Source organism: Candidatus Colwellia aromaticivorans (genome assembly GCF_003333305.1).
GTDB lineage: Bacteria > Pseudomonadota > Gammaproteobacteria > Enterobacterales > Alteromonadaceae > Colwellia > Colwellia aromaticivorans.
Genome location: NZ_QOLD01000081.1, coordinates 19,187 through 44,569, shown reverse-complemented (window position 1 = coordinate 44,569; position 25,383 = coordinate 19,187). Strand labels below are relative to the sequence as shown.

Annotated in this window: 15 protein-coding genes; 13 read left to right on the top strand and 2 right to left on the bottom strand. The window is 36.2% G+C overall.

What is annotated here, in order from left to right:
• Positions 1 to 16 precede the first annotated feature (16 nt).
• The 8 genes from pepN to pyrD all read left to right on the top strand — a co-directional run bounded on the left by pepN (position 17) and on the right by pyrD (position 17,356).
• Positions 17 to 2,608 (top strand): aminopeptidase N, encoded by a 2,592-nt coding sequence (gene pepN, locus DWA31_RS13105; protein WP_114327027.1) that lies wholly within the window; start codon positions 17 to 19, stop codon positions 2,606 to 2,608.
• A 116-nt stretch (positions 2,609 to 2,724) separates the two neighbouring features.
• Entirely contained in the window at positions 2,725 to 2,937 is a 213-nt protein-coding gene (locus tag DWA31_RS13100; RefSeq protein ID WP_114327026.1) for a DUF2835 domain-containing protein, read from the top strand.
• Positions 2,938 to 3,366: 429 nt separating this feature from the next.
• Complete coding sequence (locus DWA31_RS13095; RefSeq protein ID WP_114327025.1) at positions 3,367 to 5,463, top strand: DUF1302 domain-containing protein; 2,097 nt, start codon at positions 3,367 to 3,369, stop codon at positions 5,461 to 5,463.
• A 27-nt stretch (positions 5,464 to 5,490) separates the two neighbouring features.
• Positions 5,491 to 6,852, top strand: coding sequence for a DUF1329 domain-containing protein (locus DWA31_RS13090; RefSeq protein WP_114327057.1), 1,362 nt, complete (start codon positions 5,491 to 5,493; stop codon positions 6,850 to 6,852).
• Between the two features lie 237 nt (positions 6,853 to 7,089).
• On the top strand, positions 7,090 to 8,115 hold the full coding sequence (locus DWA31_RS13085) for a WD40/YVTN/BNR-like repeat-containing protein (RefSeq protein WP_114327024.1): 1,026 nt from the start codon (positions 7,090 to 7,092) through the stop codon (positions 8,113 to 8,115).
• Between the two features lie 55 nt (positions 8,116 to 8,170).
• Positions 8,171 to 10,489 (top strand): efflux RND transporter permease subunit, encoded by a 2,319-nt coding sequence (locus DWA31_RS13080; protein WP_114327023.1) that lies wholly within the window; start codon positions 8,171 to 8,173, stop codon positions 10,487 to 10,489.
• Between the two features lie 569 nt (positions 10,490 to 11,058).
• Complete coding sequence (locus tag DWA31_RS13075) at positions 11,059 to 15,933, top strand: NAD-glutamate dehydrogenase (RefSeq protein WP_114327022.1); 4,875 nt, start codon at positions 11,059 to 11,061, stop codon at positions 15,931 to 15,933.
• A gap of 406 nt (positions 15,934 to 16,339) precedes the next feature.
• Positions 16,340 to 17,356: a quinone-dependent dihydroorotate dehydrogenase gene (gene pyrD, locus DWA31_RS13070; RefSeq protein ID WP_114327021.1), complete on the top strand. Its 1,017-nt coding sequence runs from the start codon at positions 16,340 to 16,342 to the stop codon at positions 17,354 to 17,356.
• A 9-nt stretch (positions 17,357 to 17,365) separates the two neighbouring features.
• On the opposite strand, the gene DWA31_RS13065 is transcribed toward pyrD, so the two are convergent.
• Entirely contained in the window at positions 17,366 to 19,522 is a 2,157-nt protein-coding gene (locus tag DWA31_RS13065) for a TonB-dependent receptor plug domain-containing protein (protein ID WP_114327020.1), read from the bottom strand.
• Positions 19,523 to 19,685: 163 nt separating this feature from the next.
• Positions 19,686 to 21,350: an asparagine synthase B gene (gene asnB, locus DWA31_RS13060; protein WP_114327019.1), complete on the bottom strand. Its 1,665-nt coding sequence runs from the start codon at positions 21,348 to 21,350 to the stop codon at positions 19,686 to 19,688.
• A 270-nt stretch (positions 21,351 to 21,620) separates the two neighbouring features.
• On the opposite strand from asnB, the gene DWA31_RS13055 reads away from it, so the two are divergent.
• The 5 genes from DWA31_RS13055 to DWA31_RS13035 all read left to right on the top strand — a co-directional run bounded on the left by DWA31_RS13055 (position 21,621) and on the right by DWA31_RS13035 (position 25,369).
• Entirely contained in the window at positions 21,621 to 22,109 is a 489-nt protein-coding gene (locus DWA31_RS13055) for a TlpA family protein disulfide reductase (protein WP_245942621.1), read from the top strand.
• A gap of 11 nt (positions 22,110 to 22,120) precedes the next feature.
• Complete coding sequence (locus DWA31_RS13050) at positions 22,121 to 22,345, top strand: DUF4266 domain-containing protein (RefSeq protein ID WP_114327018.1); 225 nt, start codon at positions 22,121 to 22,123, stop codon at positions 22,343 to 22,345.
• 62 nt (positions 22,346 to 22,407) lie between these two features.
• Positions 22,408 to 23,733, top strand: coding sequence for a DUF3570 domain-containing protein (locus DWA31_RS13045; RefSeq protein WP_114327017.1), 1,326 nt, complete (start codon positions 22,408 to 22,410; stop codon positions 23,731 to 23,733).
• 10 nt (positions 23,734 to 23,743) lie between these two features.
• On the top strand, positions 23,744 to 24,673 hold the full coding sequence (locus tag DWA31_RS13040; RefSeq protein ID WP_245942620.1) for an FAD:protein FMN transferase: 930 nt from the start codon (positions 23,744 to 23,746) through the stop codon (positions 24,671 to 24,673).
• Between the two features lie 9 nt (positions 24,674 to 24,682).
• Positions 24,683 to 25,369: a response regulator transcription factor gene (locus DWA31_RS13035; protein ID WP_114327015.1), complete on the top strand. Its 687-nt coding sequence runs from the start codon at positions 24,683 to 24,685 to the stop codon at positions 25,367 to 25,369.
• Positions 25,370 to 25,383: the final 14 nt, after the last annotated feature.

Here is a 25,383-nt window from a genome sequence, read left to right as displayed (position 1 = left end):
TTTTTCAGGATGATTTATGACTCGCTCAACTGCTCGATTTTTAGCTGATTACAGCCCTGCAAATTTCACCATTGAAACGGTTAATCTAACGATAGAATTAGATGATACCAATACTCAGGTTATTAACGAATTAATCATTAATAGGCGAGGGGAGCATAAAGAAAACCTGATTTTAGATGGTGAGAAACTAACTTTGGTATCGGTGTCAATTGATAACGAACTATTATCAACAGATCAATACCAACAATTAGAAAACAGCCTCATTATTACAACAGATAAACAGAACTTTAAGCTGATAATTATTACTGAAATAAATCCTGTAGATAACACCTCACTTGAAGGGTTATTTAAATCCGGAGGGGCTTTTTGCAGTCAGTGTGAATCTGAAGGTTTTCGCCGTATTAGCTATTACTTAGATAGACCTGACGTAATGGCCATCTTCACAACTACAGTGATTGGCGACAAGACTCTGTATCCTTCTCTTTTATCGAATGGCAATAAAATTGATCATGGTGAATTAGCCGACAACAAACATTTTTCAACCTGGTATGATCCCTTCCCAAAACCATGCTACCTATTTGCTTTAGTTGCTGGAGACTTTGATTTATTAGCTGATACATTTACCACGTGCTCAGGTAAAGAGGTTGCTTTAGAGATTTTTGTTGATAAAGGCAATTTACATAAGGCTGAACATGCCATGGTGTCGTTAAAAAAATCAATGACATGGGATGAACAAACCTTTGGACTGGAATATGACTTAAATATTTATATGATTGTTGCTGTTGATTTTTTCAACATGGGTGCGATGGAAAATAAAGGCTTAAACGTTTTTAACAGTAAATATGTTTTAGCAGATAAGTTATCTGCAACAGACACGGATTATTTTAATATTGAAGCAGTTATTGCTCATGAGTACTTTCATAATTGGACGGGTAATAGAGTCACTTGTCGAGATTGGTTTCAACTCAGTTTAAAAGAAGGCTTAACTGTTTTTCGAGATCAACAATTTAGTGCAGACATGCATTCAAGTTCGGTTACACGAATTCAAAATGTTCGGGTATTACGTTCACTGCAATTTGCTGAAGACGCAGGCCCAATGGCGCATCCTATTCGACCAGAAAAAGTTTTAGAAATGAATAATTTCTATACCTTAACTGTGTATGAGAAAGGCGCTGAAGTTATTCGTATGCTACATACCTTATTGGGTAAAGATAACTTTAGATCGGGCATGGATCTCTACTTTAAGCGTTTTGATGGCATGGCGGTAACTTGTGATGACTTTATCGATGCCATGAGTGATGCTTCGAATAAAGATTTAAGGCAATTCAAGTTATGGTATAGCCAATCAGGTACGCCAGCGGTACGTGTTAGCGAAAGTTTTGATGCAGTAAAAAATGAGTATCACATAACATTAGCACAGCAATCACCTATCACGACCAAACAACCAAGTCCTAATGCATTACATATACCCATAAAGCTTGAATTGATTGTTAATAATGATAATGAAGATACTAGCATTCAAGAACATTTAATTGAATTAAAAGCGCAAGAGCAATCATGGACTTTTTCAGGACTTAGGGCTAAGCCAACCTTAGCCTTGTTAGCAGATTTTAGTGCACCAGTGAAAGTTAACTTTGTTCAAGATGATGAAAGCTTATTTACAATAATATCGAACGCTAATAATAGCTTTTGTCGATGGGATGCTGGGCAAAAGTTGTTAATGTCAACGATAAAAGAACTGACATTGAATCCTTCTTTTGAAATTCCTGAACAGCTAATAATTTGTTTTACGGGTATTCTAAGCGCTAATGATGATCCTGCATTTATAGCTGAGCAACTAGCCTTACCAAGTTTTGATGAAGCAGCAGATTTAATCGAACAAGTTGATCCTATAAGCTTAGTTAACGCCATTAACACCCTTACACTATGTTTAGCACAAGGTTTAGAGCAAGCTTTATTAAGTAAGTTTAAAGCTTGTTCATTAGCGTTAGAACTAACTAATATTTGTGACGCAGACATAATCTCGAATAAAGCATTAAAGAATACTTGTTTGTTTTATTTAGCCGCAATAGAGCAACACGCTATATTAGTTGATCAACAATTTGAGTCATCTGACAATATGACAGACTCACTTGCGGCATTAAATTTTTCAGCTAGATATAACCTTGTTAAACTTCCTTTATACATGCAAAAATTTGAACAACAATGGCAGACAACGTCATTAGTTATGGATAAATGGTTTTCATTAGGGGCTAGTGTACGAAGTGATGACATTTTTGAGCAATTAAATAAACTAATTAAACATGAGTTATTTAGTCTTAAGAATCCTAATCGCGCTAGATCGTTAATTGGCGCTTTTGCCATGAATAATCCCAAATATTTTCATAGTCCAACAGGTGAGGGTTATCAATTTTTAGCAGACAATATAGCGGAATTAAATACTATCAACCCGCAAGTAGCTTCAAGATTAATTTCGCCATTGATCCAATTTAATAGCTTTGCCCAGCCACATAAACAATTGATGCAGACGCAACTCGTTCGTTTACAGGCTTTGCCTAATTTATCTAATGATTTAAAAGAGAAACTGGATGCTGCGTTGGCTTCTTAACAAATTAACACGCCCGATGCTTTTTATTGTACGTATCGATAGTTATCTTATTAAATAAGTCAAAGTTCAGGTTCATCTGAATCCTGGCTTAAAATGACTCTTTTCGACTTGAGAATATGAAGTATTATTTTTCTTTAAATATATCAAAAAATGAATTTTTGCCTTATTACCGAGGCCAAATTTATTCCATTGTGGTGAAAACCAACCTTGGAACTACTGTCCAATTTCCCGCCATGCACCTTCGAAGCCACTTAACAAATGATGGTGTTTATGGCAATTTTTGTTTAGAAACACAAAATAATAAATTTTTATCACTAATTAAATTATAAATATTATTCTTTTTTTATCAGTAGTAGAGTAATAGCTTTAAACAGTGGTCAGACCATCCGTGAGTTTAATAATGAAAAGTAATTCATGAAAAAACCCTTATTTTATTAACTTAATTCAAAAAAATCAGTTTACATAACCGCGTTTAAAACGGTTGTTTTAAACGCGCGTTGGTTACTGTTAAAGTATTAATTGCAAATCTTTAAAATACAGCGATTTAACTATTGATTTTTACGCTTGCTACCGAGTTTAAATGATGCAATTATTGCTTAACTTCTACTTGTGTACTAACAATTACATTTGAAGTAAATAGATATAAAAACAAATAACGATGTTAAGCCAAGCCATAAAATACTGCTTTAATAATTAAGTTTATTAGCAAGAATATAATATTATTTTTAGGTTTCTTGATTCGCTACAGGGGAAAATTAATGAAATATAGCCATCGCAGGTTTTCTAAAAAACCTTTAGCTGCTGGTATTGCCGCAGCACTTTCAATGACATTATTAGGTGCAAGTATTAATAATGCTCAAGCTGCAAGGTGGGAATTTGGTGATGTCGAAGTCAGCTTTGATTCTACTTTTAGTTTGGGAACGAGTATACGAACCGAAAGCCGCAACTGGAATGACAATATAGGTAAGTCTAACAATGCCAATAGTGGCTTAGATTTTAGTAATTATAAAGTCTACGCACCAAACCCTGTTAAAGACGATGTCTGGAATGGTGCAGGAAGTTACTCTACCAATGGTGATAATGGCAATTTAAACTACGATTCGGACGAAAGCTTCTCTAAGATATTTAAAGGTGTTCATGAGTTAGATATCCAATATCAAAATGTTGGTGTATTTGTTCGTGGTATGTACTTTTATGATTACGCAATGATGGACGAAGATAGAGATTCATCTAATGCGCTTACTGGTAATGTATTTGATCCATGTAGAGATGGTGAAGCGAGAGAGCAAGTCTGTAAAGATATCCGCTTACTCGATGCCTATGTTTATGGTGATTTTGAAATCGGCGAAATGCCTTTCTCAGTACGCCTTGGTGATCAAGTCATTAGCTGGGGTGAAAGTACTTTAATTTCTCATGGTATTAGTGAGATAAACCCTGTTGATGTTGCCCGTTTACGTGCGCCAGGCGCTGAAGTAAAAGAAGCCTTTATACCTTTTGGGGCCTTATGGGCGTCTTTAGGTGTTACGGATAATTTTAACGTGGAAATGTTCTATCAATACAGTTGGGAAAAAACTATTTTACCTCCACCAGGTAGTTATTTTTCTACCAACGATTTTGCCGGTGACGGCGGCCAATATAATAATGTTCAACTTGGCTTTGGCGGCAATCCTGATATGAATTTAGATTATCTAATTGCTGGTCTAAATGAAATTGGTGATGCTGTTCTGGCCGGGCAAGTATCTCCTGAGGATGCAGGGAAAATGTATGCTACTTATGTTCAAAATATCACCTTAAGAGCTCCTGGCTCTAAAGCTGAAAATGAACCTGATGATGGTGGCCAATATGGTTTACGTTTATCTTGGTTCTTACCTGAACTAAATGATACAGAGATAAGCTTGTATCATGTGAATTATCATAGTCGTCGCCCAATCTTCACAGGTATTACTGCAGACTTTAGTATGGCATCACTAGAAGGTGATGTAGGTTATATAGTAGGGCAGGCACTAGCAGGAAATGAAATTACTGAAGATAACTATTCTGATTTAAATAGCTTCTCTCGTGTTGAGATTGATTATGTCGAAGACATTAAAATGTACGCGATGAGCTTTAACACCACAATAGGCACAACAGCATTCTCAGGCGAAGTGAGTTATCGACAAGATGAACCTTTGCAAATTGATGATGTTGAATTGCTTTTTGCCTCCGTACCTCAGCAATTAGCTAATGCTGGTATTCCAGGTACAGGTATTTTAGATGGTATTTCTCAAGTGGTTAAAGTTGACGGTTCGCCTTATGGCTCAGGCGAAACTGCAACGGGTTATATATTATCAGATACATTACAAGCACAAATGACATTAACGCATTTGTTTGGTCCTACTTTTGGTGCCAGTCAATTGGTCGGGCTTATTGAAATAGGTGGTATCAATATTAATGATATGCCTGAGCAAAGTGTATTACGTTTAAATGGTCCTGGTACTGCGCGTAATGGTGGTATTGCGGGTCCTATTGGCCCTATTTTAGAAGGAATAATACAAGACGGTGTTGAGTCTAACCCATTCCCAACTGAGTTCGCTTGGGGTTATCGTGCAATAGCTAAATTTGAATACACTAACGTTATTGCCGGTATCAATATAGCGCCACGTGTAGTCTTTGCCCACGATGTTAAAGGTATTACGCCCGATCCATTATTTATGTTTATTGAAGGCAGAAAGTCAACGTCCCTAGGATTAACCTTTGATTATCAAAGTCGTTGGTCTGCAGATTTAAACTATAACAGTTTCTTCGGTGGTGTTGGCACGACTAACAAGATGGAAGACCACGACTATGTATCTTTCAGTATTAAATATTCAATCTAAGAAAAGGCAACAAGTATGAAAATTCATATGAACAATAATTCATTATTATTAGCAATATCGGTTGCCCTTGCTTCCAGTGGAGTATCGGCAAAAATATCAATGGATGAAGCTAATAAACTAGGCAAAGAATTAACCCCTATGGGTGCCGTTCAATCGGCCAATAAAGATGGCTCTATCCCTGAGTGGACAGGCGGTATTACCAAGGCTCCTGAAGGGTATAATGTTGGCGAACATCATGTAGACCCTTATCCTAATGACAAGATTCAATATACGATAACCGCTAAAAACTTAGAAAACCATAAAGATTTACTAACGCCAGGGCAAGTTAAGTTATTTGATACTTATCCTGAAACGTTTAAGATGAATATTTATCAAACGCACCGTAGCGCTTCTTACCCTGAACATGTTTATCAAGCGGTAAATACAAACGCTACACGTTCAGAATTAGTTAAAGAGGGCAATGGTATTAAAGGAGCCGCGGTTGGCATTCCTTTTCCTATACCAGCGAATGGTTTAGAAGCTATTTGGAATCATACTTTACGCTATCGTGGCGAAAGTGTTACACGACAAGGTGGCCAAGCCGCACCAACTGCTTCAGGTGGTTATACACTGGTAGGCCTGAGAGAATCGTTATTATTGCCTTATAATGTTAAAGGTGCATCACCAACAGAACTTGAAAAAACAAATATTTTATTTAAGTTTAAACAAAACGTAACCGAGCCAGCTCGGCTAGCAGGTACGGCTTTATTAGTTCATGAAACTATGGACCAAATTAAAACACCACGTCAAGCATGGACATATAATACGGGACAGCGCCGTGTTCGTCGTGCGCCTAATGTTGCTTATGATGCACCTGGAACAGCATCTGATGGTTTAAGAACTACAGATGATTTCGATATGTATAATGGTGCGCCAAACCGTTATAACTGGGAATTGAAAGGGAAACAAGAATTACTTATTCCTTATAATGATTATCGTTTACATAGTGACAAAGTGAAATATAGTGAAATATTACAACCTGGCCATGTTAACCCCGAACTTGTGCGTTACGAAAAGCATAGAGTTTGGGTTGTTGAAGCAAGTCTAAAAGAAGATACTCGCCATATATATAAAAAACGTGTTTTCTATATAGACGAAGATAGCTGGCAAGTAGCGATTACCGATATTTACGATAACCGTGATGAATTATATCGTGTAGGTATTTCACATACGATTAATTATTATGAAGTACCGACGCTTTGGTCTACGTTAGATGTTTTTCATGACTTACAATCACGTCGTTACATTGCATTAGGCTTAGATAACGAAGAAAAAATGTATGATTTCTCTGCGCAGTTGAAGCAAAAAAACTTCACACCATCAGCACTAAGACGAGAAGGCCGTAGATAACGGCTATCAACGTTAAACGGCTGACTAGTGTTAGCCGTTTTTATTTTAACTTTTGATTATTTGTTTTTATCGTTAATGTTTTTTGTAACTATTCACTTCATGTTATCCTCATGGCGTCTTAATTGAGAATATTAAGGTTAATGCACAAGATTCAGTGCAAAACACCTACGGAATTATGTATTTTCCAAGGTTAGATGAATAAAAACTATTTTTTATAATTATGTTGAGAATTCGCTAATGCCTTTTGTTTTACCTTTATTGATGAGCTTTTTACTTTACTCATACAGCCTAGTAAGTTTGGCTGCAGACTCTTCTTCAACTGCTTATATTCCTTCAGTGAAAGCTCCTTTAGCGAGTCAATCGTTATTATTAGACATAACCACCATTGGACAAGTTAAACTAGTGGCGGTTGGTGAGCACGGTCATATTATTATGTCTAGTGATGGTGTGAACTGGCAACAATCTAGTGTGCCTGTTCAAACAACCTTAACCAATGTGTTTTTTTATAATGAGCTGCTTGGTTGGGCCGTTGGCCATGATGCCACGATTTTGCATAGTCAAGATGGTGGTTTAACGTGGCAAGTTCAGCAATACAAACCTACATTAGAAAAACCATTACTTAATGTAGTGTTCAAAACACCACTAGAGGGTTTGGCTATTGGTGCCTATGGACTTTTATTTCGTACTTTAGATGGCGGTAAAACATGGCAAAAAGAATTTCATAGTGAGTTCTTATTACCTGACGATGCTGAATATCTAGCCGAGCTAAAACAAGAAGACGAGGAAGCTTACCTAGATGAAGCATCCTCTATTCTACCTCATTTTAATCGCTTAGTGCTTGATGGACGTACACTCTATATGGTGGGTGAAATTGGGTTAATTGCTAAAAGTTATGATTTTGGTAAAACCTGGCAACTATTAGATGAAATTTATCAAGGCTCATTCTTTGACATAACTCGAACTTTGAAAGGCAATCTGCTTGTGGTTGGCTTACGTGGGCATGTTTTTAGAAGTTCAAAAAATGGTACACCATGGCAACAACGTCAAACAAATACTACGGCATTGATCAATGATATTGTTTTAACGAGTGATAATCGCATTTTTCTACTCGCAAATAATGGTACCTTGCTTGAAAGTAATGATGATGGTCAAAGCTATAGTTTAAGAAACCAGAAAGATGGTAAATCCCTAATTGCAGGGGTCTGGTTTAATAATCAATTGATTGTTGTTTCTGATGTTGGAGTTAAAATCATTTCTTTGTAAACTTTCTTTTAAAAGTTAAACCATAAAAATAAGAACAATTGGATTGTAATACGTTATGAAAATTTCCCTTGCCAACCGTTTAGAAATAGGTCTATTCCGCCACAAGTTTTTGGTGTTGATGCTTTTTGTTTTAGTGAGTGCTTTCTTGATGTTTCAAGCAACACAAATAAAGCTAGATGCCTCTTTTACTAAAAATATTCCACTTAACCATGATTATATGAAAACCTATTTAAAACATAGTGAAAATTTTGGCGGTGCCAATAATATTTTAATCTCTGTATGTAATAGTGATGGTGATATATTTACTGCTAAATTTTTTGATGCGTTGAAAGGAGTGCACGATAAGCTATTTTTTATACCCGGTATTGATCGTATTCAGGTTAAATCATTATATTCTCCTAGCACCCGTTTCGTCGAAGTAGTCGAAGATGGTTTTGCTGGCGGACCAGTAATCCCTGCTGATTTTCAAGCAAATGCACGTGGCTTAGCTATTGTAAAAGGTAATATTGAAAAAGCAGGTATTGTTGGTAGCATTGTTGCTGATGATTATAGTTGTGCCATGGTTAAAGCTTCTTTAATGGATTTTAATCCAAATACAGGAGAAAAGCTTGATACGCTAAACATGGCTGCACAACTAGAGCAGGAAGTAAGACATACATTTGAAAAAGATAATATATCAATTCATATAATTGGCTTTGCTAAAATGGTGGGGGATGTTGCAGAAGGTGCTAAAGGAGTTGTCGTATTTTTTGCCATTGCTATTGCGATAACCGCTATTATGGTCTTCTTTTTCTGTCATTCGATTAGTTTGACATTACTGCCTATAGCATGCTCTTTAGTTGCCGTTATTTGGCAAATGGGTATGCTATCTACGCTTGGGTTTGGGCTTGATCCCATGTCTATATTAGTGCCATTTTTAGTGTTTGCTATTGGTGTTAGCCATGGCGTGCAAATGATTAATTCAGTGGTTAAGCAGGTGAGCCTTGGTTTGTCTAGCCAAGCAGCTGCCCAAGCGAGTTTTAGGGCTTTATTAATTCCTGGTGGTATTGCTTTATTGTCTGATACTGTTGGTTTTTTGACTTTGCTTTCAATTGATATTGGTATCATTCGAGAATTAGCTATCACTGCATCATTAGGTGTAGCTATGATTATTTTAACTAATCTACTATTACTACCATTACTGGTTTCTTATTTAACGATTACACCTAAAGACAGAAAAAATCATGCCGGTAATATTGGTGAAGAGAGTATTGTTTGGCGTTTTATGGCGAGCTTTGCAAAAAAAGGGCCAGCATTAATAATCTTAGTGTTAACCGTTATCTTGTATGCTACTGGTTGGTTTAATTCACAAAGTTTAAAGATTGGTGAATTACATGCAGGAGCACCGGCATTGCATGAGTCTTCTCGCTATAACCAAGATACGTTTTTAATTACTAACCGGTACGCAATCAGTGTTGATTATATGTCGGTGATCATTGAATCTACGCCTGATGCTTGTACTTATTACGATACCATGAATACTATTGATCGATTTCAATGGCGTATGGAAAATGTTGAAGGGATTCAATCTGCAGTGAGTTTAGCTTCAATATCTAAATTAGTTAATGCCGGTTATAACGAAGGTAATCCCAAATGGCGTGTGATTCCTCGTAACCAGCAAACACTAGTACAATCTATTGCTCGCGTACCTTCTTCAAGTGGTTTATTAAACAGTGATTGTAGTGTTATGCCCGTTATCTTATTCTTACAAGATCATAAAGCTGAAACCATTGATCGTGTGATTGATGAAGTTAAATTAGCCGCAGCTGAACTAGGCAATAAGCAATTACAGTTCAAGCTTGCATCGGGTCCTGTTGGTGTTATGGCGGCAACTAATGAAGCTGTAGCACAGGCTCAGTTACCTATGATGCTTTATGTCTATGGTGCCGTTATTATTTTATGTTTATTAAGCTTTAGAAGCATAAGAGCAACGATTGTTGTTGTATTACCTTTATATGTAGTATCAACCTTGGCTCAGTGGTTAATGACGGTGTTAGATATAGGGTTAACAGTTTCTACTCTACCAGTAATAGCCCTAGGAGTTGGTATTGGTGTTGATTATGGCATTTACATTTTATCAACCATGAGTGCAAAATTGAAAGCAGGTGCAAATGTACATGATGCCTACCTTGCGGCGCTTAAAGAGCGTGGTAGTGCTGTGTTGATTACAGGTGTAACTCTTGCCATTGGGGTATCAACATGGTTCTTCTCTGATTTGAAATTTCAAGTAGATATGGGCATATTATTAACCTTTATGTTTTTAGTTAATATGCTAGCCGCAGTTATTGTATTACCTGCTTTGTCAGCATTTCTATGGCTCAATAAAAAATATTAGTTATAAAAAATACTTTAGATAACTAAGAAGCCCTTAATAATTATTTATTAAGGGCTTTTTTTATATCCTGTCACTGTGTATACCCATGTTACTTCAATATGTTGGATTCAGCTGGAGTTAGAAACGTCTTTAGGCAAGGCTTTGATTGAAGATAATGGTTGTTCAGGAGCACATTCTCCTGAACGACCCTTAATAAAAAGATGCGCCTTGATCATGAATCGTTCAGCTGTCCTGAAACGCACATCTTGAAGTATCATGGGTATATACAAATAGGTTTAAAGAACTACATGAATATTTGTTGTAAATAAAAAGTACCAGAAACACGCTAAATTAACTTATAAAATCTGTACTACACTACAAAATCCGTCACTAAATATTTTCAGTAAATGTTTTATATAGTCATAAAATAAGTTAGTTTAATTACTACGTTTGATTAAAAGTGCAAAATAAAAGAAATAAAAAGCAACAAAACTCTTACTTTACCCACAATTGAATACATAACGTAAAAAGAGAGTGCAACCTAAATTATTACAAGCTTTCTGTTAAAATAATATCAAAAGGAATACGGTATGGCGTTAGTTAATGGTTCTCCATCAGTGATACTAAAAAATGTAGCACAATTAATAAAGAAAAAGCTCCCTCAAGACACAGCCGATTTAGTCGAACAGTTTTCGTCTTTATTATATGGCAATATTTCTTCTCTCGATTTATCAAATAGAAATGACAGTGACATGTATGGTGCTACATTGAGTTTGTGGAGTACGCTTAATGAACATACGGATGACACTCCTCTCATTCATGTTTTTAATCCATCGGTAAGTAAAAATGGTTGGAAATCAAGTCATACTATTATTGAAGTGATCGTTAAAGACATGCCTTTTTTAGTTGATTCTATTCGCATAGCCTTAAATCGATTGGGTCTATCGCCACATCTGATGTTGAGTTTACCATTAAAATTAGTGCGAGGAAAAAATAGAAATATTACTCAACTGGCGTCTAACGTTGATTCTAAAATTAAAGCGACATCAGAAGAAAGTATCTTTTTTATTGAAATAGATAGACAGTCGACCAAAGAAGAATTAGATCTTATAAAAGATGAACTATTAAGTGTTGTTGAAGATATCACATTAACTGTTAACGATTGGCAACCTATGCTTCAACAGTTTGACAAGGTTCTCGATGATGTTAAAAAGTCTACGTTACCCGGTAGTAAAAACGCAAAGGATGATACGGTAGAGTTTTTGTCATGGTTAGCAAACAATAATTTTACCTTAATGGGTTATCGTTCATACGATGTTACTGCGGTACAAGGTGATATTGAACTTGTAGCAAACATGGATTCTAGTTTAGGTTTAATGAAAAACTCTACTACAATTTCAAACCGTTTAATTTCAAGCTTAAATGAGTCGGGGCGTGACATCGCTTTAGGTGAAAACCACCTAATTCTCACCAAAACTAATTCTCGCTCAAGAGTGCACAGACCTGCGCAACTTGATTATATCGGTATAAAACGTTTTGATTCCAAAGGTAACGTTATCGGTGAAGAACGATTTATTGGTTTGTTTGGCTCTGCTTATTACACTAACAGTGCTTTAGATTTACCGTTAATTAAATCTAAAGTAAAAGATGTATGTGACTCTTCAGGTTTTGCCAAAGGAACACACGCCTATAAAACATTGATTAATATTCTTGAAACGTATCCTAGAGATGAAATATTACAAAGTAATATTAATGAACTATTGCAAAATGTGTTGGGAATTTTGCAAATGCAAGAGCGTGACTACTGCGGTTTATTTGTCAGGCGTGATGCTTTTGATCGCTTTTATTCTTGTATGGTTTATGTACCACGTGAGCGTTATAACACTGAATTACGTATTGAAACTCAGCACTTGTTGCAAGAAGCATTTGGAAGTGATGAAGAAGTTGAGTTTAACACCTACTTCTCTGAATCAGTGCAAGCCAGAACACATTATATTGTTAAGGTTAAGTCAACAAAAGTAGATATTAACGTGAAAGAAATTGAAATTAATTTAAATGAAGCCGCACGAAGCTGGGATGACAAATTAGTGAGTGCACTAGTCGCCAATAAAGGTGAAGTTGCAGCGAAAGCATTAAGTCGAAAATATATACACTTTCCTCAAGCCTATAAAGACGAAGTATTACCAGGATCTGCGATTGTTGATATCGAAAAATTAGAAAGAGTAAATTTTTCTGATGGTTTAGAAATGTTGTTTTACCAACCTTTAGAAGAACAAACTGGTAGTCGCTTTGTCAAATTAAAATTATTCCATAAAGGCGATCCAATTCATCTATCGGATGTGTTACCTATTTTAGAGAACTTTGGCTTACGTGTTATTGGTGAAAGCCCCTATGCTATTAAAACAACGGATGGGGAAACCTACTGGATTTTAGATTTCTCTATGCTTATTAATGGCGAAAATGATTTTAATATTCAGACCGTGAGTACACTCTTCCAAGATGCCTTTGCTAAAGTCTGGCAGGGCGATTTAGAAGATGATGGCTTTAACCGATTAGTATTAGGTGCAGGGATTGAAGGGCGTAGAGTTTCTATTTTACGCGCCTTTGCTAAATATGAACGTCAAATTGGTGGTCGCTTTAGTCAAAGTTATATCGAAGATACTTTTGCTCGTTATCCTAGCATTGCGCAATTATTAATAAATTTATTCATACAACGTTTTGATCCTCATAATAAATTTGCTGAGAATGTAAAAGATAAAGCACATACAAAGTTGCTAGAGTCTATCGAAGGTTCATTGGATAATGTTGCTAACTTAGACGATGACCGTATCATTCGACGCTTTGTTGAAATGATCAGTGCGACTATTCGTACTAACTATTTCCAACTGGATAAACTTATGGGCGAGAAACCATATATTTCGTTCAAAATGGTACCAGAAAAAATTAGTGAAATGCCACAACCGGTACCAAAATTTGAGATATTTGTTTATTCACCCCAAGTTGAAGGTGTGCATTTACGCGGTGGTAAAGTTGCTCGAGGTGGGTTACGTTGGTCTGACAGGCGTGAAGATTTCCGTACCGAAGTTTTAGGTCTAGTAAAAGCACAACAAGTTAAAAATACGGTCATTGTGCCGGTAGGTGCTAAAGGTGGCTTTGTTTGTAAACAATTACCAAAGGGAACTCGTCAAGAAATATTTGAAGCGGGTAAAGAATGTTATCGTACTTTTATTCGTGCTTTATTAGACATTACTGACAACATTGTTAATGGTAAAGTAGTTCCTCCTGTCGATGTTGTACGCCTTGATGAAGATGATGCTTATCTTGTTGTAGCAGCCGATAAAGGTACTGCAACCTTCTCTGATATCGCCAATGGTATCTCTGATGAATATAATTTCTGGTTAGGTGATGCTTTCGCTTCTGGCGGGAGTGTTGGTTATGATCATAAAGCCATGGGTATTACTGCAAAAGGTGCGTGGGAGTCGGTAAAACGCCACTTCAGAGAAATGGATATTGATTGCCAAAGTACAGATTTTACCTGTATTGCCATTGGTGACATGGCGGGAGATGTATTTGGTAATGGCATGCTGTTATCAAAACACATTTGCTTACAAGCAGCATTCAATCACATGCATATCTTTATAGACCCTAACCCTGATTCAGCGAAAACTTATCCAGAGCGTGAGCGGTTATTTAATATGCCTGGCTGTAGCTGGGAAGATTACAATGCAGAGTTGATTTCAAAAGGCGGTGGTATTTTTAGCCGTCATGTGAAGTCGATCAAATTAACACCGCAAATCAAAAAAATGATAGGGACGCAAAAACAAAGCATGTCTCCTAATGATTTGATCCAAGCAATTTTAACGATGGAAGTTGACTTGTTATGGAATGGCGGTATTGGTACCTATGTTAAAAGCAGTAAAGAAACGCACTTAGAAGTAGGTGATAGAGCAAACGATGCCTTAAGAATTAATGGTGGTGAACTACAGGCTAAAGTTGTTGGTGAAGGCGGTAACTTAGGATTAACACAACTTGGCCGTATTGAATTTGCCGCTAATGGTGGCCGTATTAATACCGATGCAGTTGATAATGCGGGTGGTGTTGATTGTTCCGATAATGAAGTTAATATAAAAATATTACTTAATAGCTTAGTACAAAATGGTGATTTAACGGTTAAACAACGTAATAAATTACTTTATGATATGACTGAAGAAGTCGGTGATTTAGTCATTGAAGATTGTTATCGTCAAACACATTCATTGTCTATTACCGCCAAACGTGGTGTTAATCATATGAAAGAGCAAGTGCGCTTTATTCAGGACTTAGAACGAGCAGGTAAACTTGATAGAGCATTAGAGTTTATTCCAGATGATGAAGAAATTACTGATAGAATCGCTAAAGGCAATGGCTTAACACGCCCTGAGCTTGCTGTTTTACTTGCGTATAGCAAAATGGTACTTAAAGAAGAGTTAGTTCATAAAGAGATAACGGATAACCCTTATCATAACCGATTATTAGTCAGTGCTTTTCCTAAACAGTTGCGTGATAAATATCAAGATGAAATGCAACAGCATCCTTTGCGTGCAGAAATTATTGCGACTAAACTAGCCAATAAAATTGGTAATGATATGGGGTTTAATTTTGTAAATCGTATGCAAGAAGAAACAGGCGCTGCTGTCGTTGAAATAGCCAATAGTTACACCATGGCTTGTGCGATCTTTGAGTTAGAAGAGTTTTGGCAAAAAATTGAAATATTAAATAATAAAATTTCTACCGCTATTCAAACAGAAATGTTATTTCAATATCGTCGTACAGTCAGAAGAGCAACACGTTGGTTTTTACGTCATCGCAATAAAGCAGTTTCTATAGAGCAAACAATAGCGCTGTATCAGCCAACGTTTACTATCTTATCTAAAAAGCTTAATGACTTTATTATAGCGGAAGAAGCAAAAGAGCTACAACGCGTTGAAAGTGATTTAGTGGCCGCAGACGTACCCAAAGAAATTGCTCAACGTATATCGCAATTAAGTACTATTTTCTCAGTATTAGATATTGCCGGTATAGCTGAACAAGAAGGTAAAAATGTTGAACTTGTGGCTAATTTATACTTTAAATTAGGCGTTCGTTTAGAGCTACATTGGTTCTTAGAGCAAATTACTCGTCAGACTGTCGCTAATCATTGGCAAGCACTTGCTAGAGCATCTTTTAGAGAAGAACTTGACTGGCAACAACGTTCATTAGCCGTTGTTGTGTTGCAATGTGACTGTGATGTGAAAGTTGAAGATCTTGATGATATGCTTGATACTTGGATGGAAGTTAATGAAATACCTATTACACGTTGGCAACATATTTTATCAGACTTTAAAGTAGGTCAAACTCATGAGTTTGCTATGTTCTCTGTAGCCTTGCGGGAGTTAATGTTACTAAGTCTAAATTGCGAAAAAGTACCAAATAACATAACCACTTAATATTACTTTTATTAACGAGTAAAAAGTAATTAAAAGCAATTTTAAAAAGTTTACTTAACTGATAAAATCCCCACCTAACTGTTCAAAGTTAAGTGGGGATTTTTATTTCCAGCTATCATTATACCAATTGAATTAATGAATCTCTCAACTTAGAGCTACAGTAGCGAGCATAGAACAAACAAAATGAGTTAAACATAGTTTACTCTATATTTTATTTATTTTGTGCTGTTATCAGTTTGCTACTGAGCTCCCAAAGGGCGAGTTTAAAAGGCTTACATGCGGCGTTATTGATTTGACAAGGGGATAACCATTCTCTTCAATCAATGCCTGCCTCTAAGCCTTTTAATTCTCGCTAAGTGGTGTATTCATTATTTCAATTGGTATTACATAACTAACTAGAGGTTTTATGTTTTATCCTGCCATTCGTAAAGTGTTGTTTCAGTTTGATGCCGAAACCATTCATGAGTTAACCATTAAAGGGTTAAAAAGCACTGGTTCAACACCATTGAATGCTTTATATAAGCAACGCGTTACCAATAAACCGGTAACCGTAATGGGAATTGATTTCCCAAATTCATTAGGCTTAGCTGCAGGTCTAGATAAAAATGGTGAATGTATTAATGCCTTTGCTGCTATGGGATTTGGTTTTGTTGAAGTAGGGACTGTAACTCCACGTCCTCAAGCCGGAAATCCTAAGCCGCGTATTTTTAGATTACCTGAAGCGAATGCTGTTATTAACCGTATGGGTTTTAATAATAAGGGTGTTGATTACTTAGTATCGCAAGTAAGAGCGGCAAAATTTAGCGGTGTATTAGGTATTAATATCGGTAAAAATAAAGACACGTCAGAAGAGAATGCTAAAGATGATTATATTCACTGTATGCGAAAAGTGTATAATTTTGCTAGTTATATAACGATAAATATTTCATCACCTAATACGCCAGGTTTACGCTCTTTACAATATGGCGAAGCGTTAAATGAATTGCTATCGGCATTAAAAGTTGAACAAGCACAATTAGAAAAGCAATATAATAAATATGTACCAATTGCAGTAAAAATTGCGCCAGACTTAACAGAAGATGAAGTTAACTCTATTGCCATAAGCTTAATTGATAATAATATTGATGGTGTTATTGCTACCAATACAACCTTATCTCGCGAAGGGGTTGAAGGGCTTGAATACGGCAATGAACAAGGTGGTTTAAGTGGTGCGCCAGTTAAAGATAAAAGTACTACTGTTATAAGCTTATTAGCGAAAGCTTTAAACGATAAACTACCCATAATCGGTGTCGGTGGCATTGCATCGAGCCATGATGCGAATGAAAAACTAGCCGCTGGTGCTAGTTTAGTTCAAGTATATACTGGCTTTATTTACCAAGGACCTCCTTTGGTAAAAGAGATAGTAAATGGTTTTAAGGTCTAGCTTTCAAGCTTAAAAACCATATTCAACAGTAGCAAAAACAAGGCGTCCAACTTGTGGCGCTTTGTTAAAAGCGACTAAATCGCTATCAAATGGCGCATGGTAATACTTTTCATCAAGTAGGTTATTGACCGTTAACTTTAGCGTTAAATTATTTGTTAATTGCGCCTCGCCATGCAAGTCTACGACAAAATAACTATCAATTTCTGTTCGTTCATTCTGGCTATTAATAACTAAATTATTACCGGTTGTATTACTTATCCAACGTAATGTTGGGCTAAATACATAGCGATAATGGTTATTTTGATAGTTAAACGTTAAGCCTGTCTTTATTTTATAATGTGCGATTAAAGGTAAGTCTGTTTCAATCCCTTGTTCAGTTAATTCACCATCAATATAAGATAATGCTAACCAATATTCAGTGTTACTTTTGTCATAACTAATGGTTGAGTTGATTGAAATATCAATACCATATGCAGTTGATTGACCACTATTTTTATATGAACTAGTTTTAGTCAAGTAAGCCCCTGAAATGGCTTGCTTTGCAGTTTCATCATTTGACCCTATGATCACATTATTTATTTTGTTATAAAATGGAGCGAATTTAATGGTACTTTGCGGGTTAAACCAATGTTCATAATTTAGTTCAAGGCTTTTTAATGTTTCCGGTTGTAATTGCTCGTTTGGTACACTAAACGCAGTAAGAGGACTACTTAGCCATTCGTCTTGTTCATTCTTCTCACCTGTAAAGGAGCCTGCACTATTAAATGCTTGGCTAGAAGATGGAGTTAAAAAAGAATGAGCATACAATAATTTAAAGACATTATGTGCATCAGCTTGATAAATAGTGCTCAATTTAGGGCTTACTGTGCCCCCATAAAGAGAATGGTGATCATAACGAATTCCGATAACTTGTCGCCATTTATCGTTTATCTGCCAGTTATCTTGTAGGTAAAAGCCAACACTTTCATCTCGGTGTTGAAAAAATTCAACGGCAAGTTCAGTGTTTGGATAAAAGAGTATTTGCTCGTCTGGTTTATTATCTGCTTCATAGGGTTCAGCTAGGTTTGGGCTACGAGGAATAATATCAAAATAGTCATAAACGATTCCCCCAGATAATAAATGAGACTGATTAAGTTGATAAGTTAAATCTTGATTTAAGCTATAACGTGCGGTTCGGCCGTATTTATATTGTTTAGTGTAATGAGTAAAAATATTATTAACATGACTCGCATTACCTAACGTGAATAGTTGATAAGTAAATAATGTTTGTGTTTGTAATTTTTCGTTGAAAGTATAGTTAAAGCTTGCATATATATTCGTTAAACTTTCTTCAAGGGAACTATGATCAAAACTCGAAGATTCGGGTGTAGCAGTAAAGTCTGATGAGTAGGTGATTTTAGAGTGAAAAACACCCATGCTATAATTTTCAGTGATAGTTGTATCGGCAAAAAACTGGAAATTTTCAGTATTCTTAAAGTTGTAGTCTATTGAGTTATCATTGTATAACTCAGGGTAATTATCGGAAAAATTTAGCTCCTGACTATAATGACCTTGTATTCCGATATTTACAAAGACACCGTTATTGAAAAGGCGGCTATATTGAGCATTTCCATTGAGATAATGAGCATCTCCTACAGACACTGATACCTGAGTATAGTCCGCATTATCTTTATCTGAAGAAATTATATTAATGACACCTGCAAAAGCATCCGCACCATAAGTTACCGAGGCGGGGCCTATTAATACTTCAACACGTTTCGCAAAATAAAGGGGATAGTTATTAGCGATTGCATTTATTTCACCTGCTGGAGTGGATAGTCGTACACCATCTTTTAATATAAGAAATTTGTTATTGCTGCGAGCACCCCTCATGCTGATCACATTGTAATTACCAATCGCAGCATATTCTTGTAAATCGACACTCAGCATGTTTCTTAATAAATCTTCAAGGTTTTTATAGCCACGATCTTTAATTTGTTTTGCGGTAATTATATGAATATTTGCGGGGGAATCGACAGCTTTTTCAAGATATTTTGAAGAGGTTATTATTTGTGAATTTATTGATTCTTCCAAAGATAAATTTATTAAGTTATCTTCTTTTGCATAGGCTAGATCAACTAAACCGATATTACTAATAATGATTGATGCAAGCACTTTTCTTTTCATGAAATTACTTTTATGACTAATTAAACTATAAACTGATTTTAGTAGAAAATATTTTGAACGCAAGCAACTTGTTATTTTTTAAGGTGATAATTTTTATAAAAATAAAGGCTTACTAAATATAGTAAGCCTTTTATTATTTTAAAATGTCATTTTTGAAAGGTAATTAATAACTTTCGTTATGTACACTCAATACTGCACGACCCGATGGGTCGGCATTGTTTTGGAAGCTTTCATCCCAAGCCAGTGCTTCTTCAGTACTACAAGCAACAGACTTGCCACCAATAACACAATCAGCAGCAGTAGTTAATGGGTATTTCTCTTCAAAAACGGTACGGTAGTAATAACCTTCTTTGTTATCAGGTGTATTTACCGGGAATCTAATGTGAGCATTTTCAAGTTGTTGATCAGTCACAAGTGCTTCAACATGGGCTTTTAACCCGTCAATCCACGAGTAACCTACACCGTCAGAAAATTGCTCTTTTTGACGCCATAATATTTCTTTTGGTAGGTAACCTTCAAAAGATTCACGTAAAATTGCTTTTTCCATTATGCCGTTGCCGCACATTTTATCTTCAGGATTGATGCGCATGGCAACATCCATAAAGTGTTTATCTAAAAATGGTACGCGTGCTTCAATACCCCAAGCTGACATTGATTTATTTGCACGTAAGCAATCAAATTTATGTAAACGGTCTAGTTTACGGTTTAACTCTTCATGAAACTCTTGTGCGTTAGGTGCTTTATGGAAGTATAAATAACCACCAAATATTTCATCAGCACCTTCACCAGAAAGTACCATTTTAATACCCATCGCTTTAATTTTACGCGCCATTAAATACATAGGCGTAGAAGCGCGAATAGTTGTTACATCATAAGTTTCTAAATGATAAATAACTTCTTTTAATGCATCAATACCTTCTTGCTCAGTAAAGATCACACTATGATGAATAGTACCAATACTGTCTGCAACAGTTTGCGCGGCAACCAAATCAGGAGAACCAGCTAAACCACAAGCAAACGAATGAACTTTTGGCCACCAAGCTTCAGATAAATCATTTTCTTCAATGCGACGAGCAGCAAATTTTTGCGTGATAGCAGAAATCAGTGACGAATCTAAACCACCTGATAACAGTACACCGTAAGGTACATCAGTCATTAAATGACTTTTTACTGATTCTTCTAATGCTTCGCGAATTTTGGTTTTACTAGTGGTGTTATCTTTAATCGCTGCATATTCTTGCCAGTTACGTTTGTAATAGCGTTGTAATTCACCAACACGGCTATCTAAAATATGCCCAGGAGGAAATTCACTTACCGTTTTACAAATAGGCATAAGTGCTTTCATTTCTGAAGCAACATAAAAGTTACCGTCGCTATCATAGCCAGTATAAAGCGGAATAATACCCATATGATCACGGGCAATTAAATAAGAATTATCCGTTTCATTGTATACAATAAAAGCAAACATGCCTTGCAATTTATCAACAAAATCAACACCAAACTCTTTATATAACGGCAATATAACTTCACAGTCAGAAGCTGTTTTAAAGTCAAAATCTACCGTTAAATCAGCTTCTAGAGCTTTATGGTTATATATTTCACCGTTAACGGCAAGTGCATGGGTTTTGTCTTCATTATATAAAGGTTGAGCACCATGCTCAGTATCAACAATGGATAAACGTTCATGCACTAATATGGCATTATCATTACTGTATATGCCTGACCAATCTGGGCCACGGTGACGTAATAGACGAGAACATTCTAAAGCGGTTGGACGAAGTGCTTGAGCACCTGTTTTTATATCTAGTATACCAAAGATCGAACACATTGAAGCGCTACTCCTTTAATTAATAGTAAGTCAAATTGTGTGAATAATTAGTGTAACAACACTAATTGTTAGCGACACTTTGCCAGTTCTACTATAAAAAACAAGCATAATTTACCTTATTGGTGAAATAAAATGTAATTAAGAGGTTCTGGGGCTTATGACAGTTAAAAAATGAAAATATAACAATTCTTAAGGGTTCGTTAAGAAAACTTAGTTAATGTATGGTTTAATTAAATATTCTGGCAATTACTCTTTAAATTAGGTACCAATTTGCAACATTTATCAAAGCAGTTATCATTTTTTGTTTTATTACTTTCTATCATGGTTATTTTCTCAAGTAATACCTATGCTCAGCAAGCAACCGATAGCCAAGTAGCCCTTGAACAGGCGTTGAATAAACATAAAGGGGAGGTGATTTATTTGGATTTTTGGGCGTCATGGTGTGGGCCTTGCCGAAAATCATTTCCTTGGATGAATAAAATCGACGCAGAATATAAACAGCAAGGGTTTAGTGTTATTAGCATTAATTTAGATGCGAATAAAGACTTAGCCGCTAAATTTCTTAGTGAAACGCCAGCTTCTTTCACCGTGATTTATGATCCGAAAGGAAAAATAGCAAAACACTTCAAAATACAAGGTATGCCTAGCAGTATGCTGATAGGTAGAGACGGTAAAATAAAATCTCGTCATACTGGATTTTTCACCAACAAAATATCGTTATATCAACAAGAAATAGAACAGTTACTCGCTACTAAATAAGGCCTTATATTATGACAAAAAATATCAAATTAGTTTTGTTTTTACCACTGGTTATTGGTGTAACGGGCTGTGCAAATTTAGGTGTTGAGCCTTGGGAACGTGATTTATTAGCGAAAGATGAAATGTCATTAAACGCAGCTCCGGTTGATGCCGCGCTTGATGATCATATTTATTTTAGTAAAGAAGCATCAAGTGGCGGTAAAGGATTTGGTGGTGGTGGCTGCGGTTGTAATTAATACACCATTTAAATAGCTCCTAATAAATCACTTGTAAGTCACACTTTCAAAGAAAATATAATATGAAACATAAAACTGAAAAACCTAATATTAAAGCGGCATTAACACTCGCTACCGCGGCGCTACTGGGTACAAGTAACATAGCGCAAGCAGACACAACGTCGAATCCCAATACAGAAGAAAGTACATGGGAATTCGACAGTGCTTTTTTATTTTACAGTGAAGTAGACCGAGTGAGTGCCGCGGAAGCTATTTTTAATGCCACAAAAACTTTTGCTGATGATGAAATACTTAACTTAAAATTAACGATTGATGCGTTAACAGGTGCATCGGCTAATGGCGCAGTAGCACAACCCAATGTACAAACGTTTACCCGACCATCGGGTAAGGGGCAATATACAATCGCCCCAGGCAATACTCCCCTTGATGATACCTTTAAAGACACTCGCGTTCAGCTAAATGGCCAATGGACTCAACCAATAGCACCCAACTATACTGCCAGCGGTGGTGTTCATATATCGAAGGAATATGATTATTTATCACTGGGGATTAATGGTAATTTAGCGTTTGATTTCGATCGAAAAAACTCAACTTTCTCAGCGGGATTTAGTTTCTTTCAAGATACGTTTACCCCAGAAGGAGGTATTCCTAAACCGTTTAGTTCTATGTTAATAGGAGACAGCAGTGCACCTTCTTGGGGTGATGACTTTGCTGAAACGCGTATTGGCTCAGAAGATACCAAAACAACTACCGATATTTTATTAGGCTTTACGCAAGTTATCAATCGCAGAATGATCACGCAATTCAATTATTCTTACTCAATGGTTGATGGCTACCTAACAGACCCCTTTAAAGTTATATCGGTAGTAGATGGCAGCAGTGGTTTTACCCAAGATTATATTTACGAATCTAGACCGGACTCTCGTGTTAAGCAAAGTATTTATGCGCAATCGCTTTATCACTTTGATAGTACAGTACTTGATGTTTCTTATCGTTATATGTGGGATGACTGGGAAATCACTTCTCATACTATTGATTCTCGCTTTAGAATACCTTTAGGAGATACGTTTGGTACAGAAAGTTATTTACAACCGCACTTTAGATTTTATCAACAAAGTGCTGCTGTGTTTTATCAACCGTTTTTAATTGATGGTGCCGCATTACCTTCCTATGTTAGTGCTGATTATCGCATAGGTGAAATGTCCACTATTACGGTAGGCTTAAAATATGGTTTGTTAGTGAATAATGGTCATCATTTATCTTTTAGATTGGAGTATTATCGTCAAACACCAACGGATGCAGGTTTTGATGCTCCTGGTGAGCTTAAAGATGTCGAACTTTATTCAACTATTGATGCTATTATTGCCCAAGTTTCTTATTCTTTCTAACGAGACACGCTTGAATAAAGACAGAGCGGTACAGCTTTCAAAAAACAAAGACAGCTATGGTATTACGTTTAATGCCATGGCAAGTCCTTGTGAGGTGATAATACAATCAACTGATAAGCAACTAGCCGCTAAACTGGGTGATATTATTGCTACTGAGGTTTGGCGTATTGAAGATAAATATAGCCGTTATAATCAGTACAGTGTTTGTAGTGTTATTAATAACAATGCGGGAGACTCTGTTGCGATTGATGAAGAAACCTATTTATTACTGAACTTCGCCGAGCAATGTTACCAACTAAGTGATGGTTTGTTTGATATCAGCTCTGGTGTACTACGAAAAGTTTGGTCTTTTCACGATGCTCAAGCTAGCGAAGACAATAATGATAATTTCCCGACAGAAGCGCAAGTTAAACAAATATTAACAAATGTTGGCTGGCAAAAAATTCACTTCGATCAAAAGCAAATTAATTTAGTGAAAGGGATGGAAATTGATTTCGGTGGCATAGGTAAAGAGTATGCCGTTGACCGTGCTATTATTCTTGCCAAGCAATTAACCAACAGTCCAGTATTAGTTAACTTAGGTGGCGATTTAGCCGTTACTTCCTCCCGTGTAAATAATGAACCTTGGCAAGTAGCCATTGAGCACCCCGATACAGATAACAATCATATCAGTAAGGCAGATATGATTGTTTCATTAAAAGCGGGTGCACTTGCTACCAGTGGTGATGCTCGTCGGTTCCTTATTAACGATGGTAAACGCTATAGCCATATTTTGAATGCGAAAACTGGTTGGCCCATTATTGAGGCACCGCGCTCTATTACGGTGGTTGCCCCGCAATGTATCCAAGCAGGTATATTAGCAACCTTAGCTTTACTGCAAGGGACTAATGCAGAGCAGTTTTTAGAGGAACAAGAAATTAAATTTTGGGCTCGCAGGTAAACCAATGATATGAGAATACTACTAGTTGAAGATGACTTACCATTGGCTAAAGCTTTACAGCGCTCACTGCAAAGTGAAGGTTTTGTTGTTAATCATGTAAACCAAGGGAAGCTAGCGTTAAACGCTTTATCTACACCTGACCAAGATATGATTATTCTTGACTTAGGTTTGCCTGATATCGATGGACTTGATGTATTAAAACATCTACGTAATCAAAAATCATCACTGCCTGTCATCATTTTAACCGCGCGAGACTCAATTGAAAGTAAAGTTAAAGGCCTTGATTATGGTGCAGATGATTATCTTGTTAAACCTTTTGAAATACAAGAGTTAATGGCTAGATTACGTGTTATTGAACGTCGCTTAGGTACCGCCAACTCTTCACTTATTTGTGTAGGGCAAGTTAAGTTAGACACTTTTACTCATAAGGTTCTTGTTGAAAGTGATAGAAATACTATTAATAATGAAATTGAAATACACTTTTCCAAAAAAGAATTTATGGTTTTAAAAGCATTAATGGAAAATGCCGGAAGAATATTGTCTCGAGAGCAAATTGAATCAAAACTGTATCATTGGGGCGAAGAAGTGCTGAGTAATGCAGTAGAGGTTCATATTCATAAGTTAAGAAAAAGCTTACCTGAAAAATTTATTCAAAACGTACGTGGTGTAGGCTACATCATTAATAATGCGTATTAAACTATGAATTTTCA